At 67.1% G+C, this 4,307-nt stretch carries 4 protein-coding genes; 2 read left to right on the top strand and 2 right to left on the bottom strand.

Annotated elements, in window-relative coordinates; all coding sequences use genetic code 11:
* Positions 1-176: 176 nt before the first annotated feature.
* Positions 177-320, bottom strand: coding sequence for a hypothetical protein (locus tag VGV06_00265; GenBank protein ID HEV2053585.1), 144 nt, complete (start codon positions 318-320; stop codon positions 177-179).
* Between the two features lie 620 nt (positions 321-940).
* Between VGV06_00265 and ltrA the strand changes: the two genes are divergently transcribed.
* Positions 941-2,185: a group II intron reverse transcriptase/maturase gene (gene ltrA / locus VGV06_00260; protein ID HEV2053584.1), complete on the top strand. Its 1,245-nt coding sequence runs from the start codon at positions 941-943 to the stop codon at positions 2,183-2,185.
* A 155-nt stretch (positions 2,186-2,340) separates the two neighbouring features.
* Here ltrA and VGV06_00255 read toward each other — a convergent pair.
* Positions 2,341-3,746 (bottom strand): IS3 family transposase gene (locus VGV06_00255; protein HEV2053583.1). Its coding sequence is split into 2 segments (ribosomal slippage): positions 2,341-3,395 and positions 3,395-3,746, totalling 1,407 coding nucleotides; the frame shifts between segments, so codons are not numbered across the junction.
* Between the two features lie 295 nt (positions 3,747-4,041).
* Here VGV06_00255 and VGV06_00250 point away from each other — a divergent pair.
* Positions 4,042-4,245 (top strand): hypothetical protein, encoded by a 204-nt coding sequence (locus VGV06_00250; protein ID HEV2053582.1) that lies wholly within the window; start codon positions 4,042-4,044, stop codon positions 4,243-4,245.
* Positions 4,246-4,307 lie beyond the last annotated feature (62 nt).

The raw sequence follows: 4,307 nt of genomic DNA, 5'->3' as shown, positions 1-4,307 counted from the left end.
GTCGGGCTGTTCACAGACGAGGGCGAGCGCGGCTAGGTCTTACTCCGCGGCAGGCTTCGCCGGAGGCAAGAGGAAGACTGAGTCTGACCGGCGAGGACTCTAGCGAGACGTTCCCGGGGACACTGGGACTCGGACTGGCTTTCTCCACCTTCTCGTGATCTCTGGCCGTCGCAATCTCACGGATGCGCTCCGTGCTTGAGCGGATGCGGCAGCACCTCCTTCACCTCCACGATGGACAGCGACGGCATCACGCGGATGAAGCCCAGGAACAGGATGAAGAACCAGGCGAACGATCCGATGATGATCGTCGTGTCTGTCACCCGGAGCCTGTCAATAGGAATGAGAGTGTGCCGTGCAAGGTCAGTCAACGCAGCCGGTGAAAGTCCGGTCCAAGGAGGTGTCGGTACACCTTGGTAGCTACCCGGGAGGCGGGAAGGGCGACCGACCCGTCGAAGCCTCGGGGACAGAGATCCGCCTTGGGCGGGTCAGCGAGCGTACGGGCCGCAACGCGAGTGAAGCCTGAGCAGGCCCCGAAAGATTGAATGCGAGCGCCGAGTCTCCTCTCATTGGACGAAGGCCGTCGCGGGCGATCGGATACACCGACACGTGAAGATCGCTCGGCTCGCCGGGGTAGTGGGCGCAGCACGTACGCACGCGGTGACTGGCAACACGGGAGGCCTATCGCGCGGCCGGGGCGACTCGGGGCCAGTCCCGTCGGGGGCTGGGCGCGGCAGGCGTCGGAGGGGCCCATAGTACCGAGGAAGCTGGGTAACGCCAGTGGAGGGAAGGGGCCCTGGTTCGGGGTGCGTCCCGACGAGCCGAGGGGAGGGGGATTGGCGTGAGCCTAGCAACCCCCGCGAACCTCCGGAAGCTCCAACGGGCGCTGTACGCGACGGCCAAGCGGGATCCAGCCCGGCGGTTCCATATCCTGTACGACAAGGTGTGGCGTGAAGACATCCTCGCGCACGCATTCGCGCTCAGCCGGAAGAACGGTGGGGCGCCGGGCGTGGACGGGGTGAGCTTCGCACAGATCGAGACGTACGGCGTGGCCCGCTGGCTGGGCGAGTTGAGGGAGGAGGTTCGAACGGGGCGCTACACCCCGCAGCCTGTAAGACGGGTGATGATCCCGAAGTCCGGCGGTGTGGGGCAGCGACCGCTCGGGATACCCACCATCCGGGATCGGGTGGTGCAAACCGCAGCCAAGCTGGTGATCGAGCCGATCTTCGAAGCGGACTTCGACGAGGCGGCGTATGGATACCGTCCGCGTCGGAGCGCGCAGGAGGCGATTCGAGCCGTCCACAAAGCGGTGGATGACGGGAGAACTGAAGTGGTGGACGCCGATCTGTCGCAGTACTTCGACACGATCCCGCACGCGGCGTTGATGAGGTGCCTGGCGCGCCGAATCAGCGACGGCCGGATGCTGCACCTGCTGAAGGGGTGGCTGAAGGTGCCGGTGGCAGAGCCGGACGAGCGGGGAGCTGAGCGGATGAGGGGCGGGAAGAGGGCGACTCGGGGAACCCCGCAGGGCGGTGTGGTGTCGCCGCTGTTGGCGAACATCTACATGCATCGGTACATCAAGGCGTTTCGCCGGTACGGTCTGGACCAGAAGTACGGCGCGCAGCTCGTCATCTATGCCGACGATCTGGTGGTGCTGTGTCGGCATGGGGCCCCCGAGGTCCTCGAGAAGACGCGGGGCTGGATGGGCAGCATGGGGCTCGCGCTGAACGAGGGAAAGACCGGCGTGCGGGACGCTCGATGCGAGTCCTTCGATTTCCTGGGCTACACCTTTGGACCGATGTACTCGCCGCGCACGGGCGGACGCTACAACGGAGCACGGCCTTCGAAGAAGGCCATCGCCTCCATCAAGGGGGCGATCCGGCAAGGGTTGCGGCCTGGGAACCAAGCGCCGTGGGCGGAGGTGGTCAGTCGTCTGAACCGCACGGTGCGGGGCTGGGCGGCGTACTTCTCCTACGGATCGTTAGCGAAGGCGCGCCACGATGTGCAGCTGCATTTGTATCATTCGGTGCGCCGCTTTCTCCGACGACGGCACAAGCTGGCCGGGCCTGGGTATCGGCAGTTCCCCGTGACGGCGGTATTCGGGGAACTGGGCGTTCTGGCTCTGGACCGACTTCCGCGGCTCGCCCCTGCGAATGCCGCCCGTGAAACCCGTCCGAGAGCCGGATGACCGAAATGGTCACGTCCGGTTCGATGAGCGGGGACGCGAGACGGAGCGATGGACTTCTCGGCGAGAGTGGCCACGAAAGACGCCGCTCGCAGCAGGCGCCGCCGGTCCTGTACGCCACCGCGCGCGTCCTCGACTCTACCAGTCAGTTCTCGAGTTTAGTGAGTGAGCGCCACCTCCTCGAGCGCGCGCGGGTTGGGGGGATTGATCCAGACCTCGGTGGGCGCCGCGGCCGGTATCGGACGGCCCGCGGGGAACCGCTCAGGATGCGCCGCATACGCCGGGGTGAGCACCGCGGCGCGCTCGGCCACGCGCTGCGCGGCCAAGCCGCAGTGCCCGTCGTGGGGCGTGAGCAGCCCGAGGCCGCGGTGGTGATGTTCGGTGTTGTACCAGGGGAAGAAGACGTGCCCGTGGGCCCGAGCGTCTTGGATCGAGCCGAACCGTTCCGGGAACGCCGGCCGGTACTTCAGCGTCTTGAACTGCGCCTCCGAGAACGGGTTGTCGTTGGACACGTGGGGCCGCGAATGCGTCTTGGTCACGCCGAGATCGGCCAGCAGGAACGCGACGGACTTCGAGATCATGGCCTGGCCGCGGTCGGCGTGAATCGTGAGCTGCGCGCGCCCGATGCCTTGCCGGGCGCACGTCTCGTGGATGAACTGCTCGGCCAGCGTGGCGCTCTCGCGATGGGCCACCATCCAGCCGACCACGTAGCGGCTGAAGACGTCGAGCATCACGTACAGGTAGAAGTAGGTCCACTTCGCCGGCCCGAGCAACTTGGTGATGTCCCAACTCCACAGCTCGTTGGGGCGGCGGGCCAGCAACTCCGGGGCCGCATAGACGGGATGGCGGAGCTGATCGCGCCGCTCCCGCACCTCCGCGTGCTCGGCCAAGAGACGATACATCGTGCGTTCGGAACAGAGATACTGGCCGGCGTCGAGCAGCGAGGCATAGACCTCCGCCGGCGCGTGATCCACGAAGCGTGGCTCATGCAGCAGGGCGAGGACCGCGGCGCGCTCGCCCGAGTTGAGCGCCCGGGGCGAGGGACGCCGCGGCAGCGCGGCCCGCGGGGGCCGGCGCCGACGATAGTAGGTCGCGCGCGGCAGCCCGAGCGCAGCGCACGTGGGGGCGATGCCCAGCCGCGGTCCGATCTGGGTGACCGTCGCCATCACGAGGTCTCGGTGTCCAGCGGCGTTCCCAGCAACGCCGCCACTTGTTTTTGCAGTTCGACCAGGGCCTCAGCCCGCTCGGCACGCTTCTGCCACCGGCTGATCTCGCGCGCTTGCTCGGCCAGCTTCTTGTCGCGCGGATCGACGACCCGCCGCGCGGGCCCACGCTTTTTCGGCGCCCCAGCCAGTTCGCCCCGCTCCCGCGCCGCGCGCCACGTTGTCAGGTGGGACGAGTACAGCCCCTCCCGCCGCAGCAACGCCCCGACCGCGCCCGGGGTCTTACAGCCGTCGGCCTCCCGGACGATCTTCCCCTTGTACTCCACCGTGAACCGCCGCCGCGTCGCCTTTGCCACTACCTCGATCGCCGGGCCACCCAAGGCCTGCTCCCATGCGCTCATCGCTCTCCGATCCTGCCTCGCCCTCAACACTAAACTTCCAGGGGGTCACTGTCTCACTCATATTGGCAGAGAGGGGGCGTCCAGCCATTGACCAAGGTAGCAGAGCCCGCCCCTCCTGTCATCCGGCTGACGGTCTACGATTCCTCGCGCTGCCGCCGTCTCGCTTGGGTGGAGGGACTGAAGAAAGATCGGGGCTCGACTTCCTCTCTTGGGTGGAGAAGGAGAAGATCCGGTTCAGCTTCAAGGGTGTCAAGCGGGTGGATGCGCTGGAGGAGCGGATCCATCGGAGCTGACCGTGGTTGAGCGTGATCGGATCGCCGAGTTCAAGGAGGTGGCCGAGCTGATGCCCGACGGTTCGGTTGTCCGGTTCGGGCTGGCGGGCGGCTACGGGTGCTCCACCGGCGTCCTGACCTGGATCTCGAGCTTGTGGATTCCCGGACACCGTACGGCCCCTGCCGTTGCCGGCAAGGGCCGCAGTGGGCTCGACCGGCTGGGCTAGTGCTGATCCAACTTGATTTGGCCGGGATAAAGGGTCGCCCCGCCTACGCTGTCTCCAAGGGG

The sequence above is a fragment of the Candidatus Methylomirabilota bacterium genome (assembly GCA_035936835.1).
Taxonomy (GTDB): domain Bacteria; phylum Methylomirabilota; class Methylomirabilia; order Rokubacteriales; family CSP1-6; genus AR37.
The sequence above is the reverse complement of the archived record's forward strand: the minus strand, read 5'-3'. Positions and strand labels throughout refer to the sequence as shown.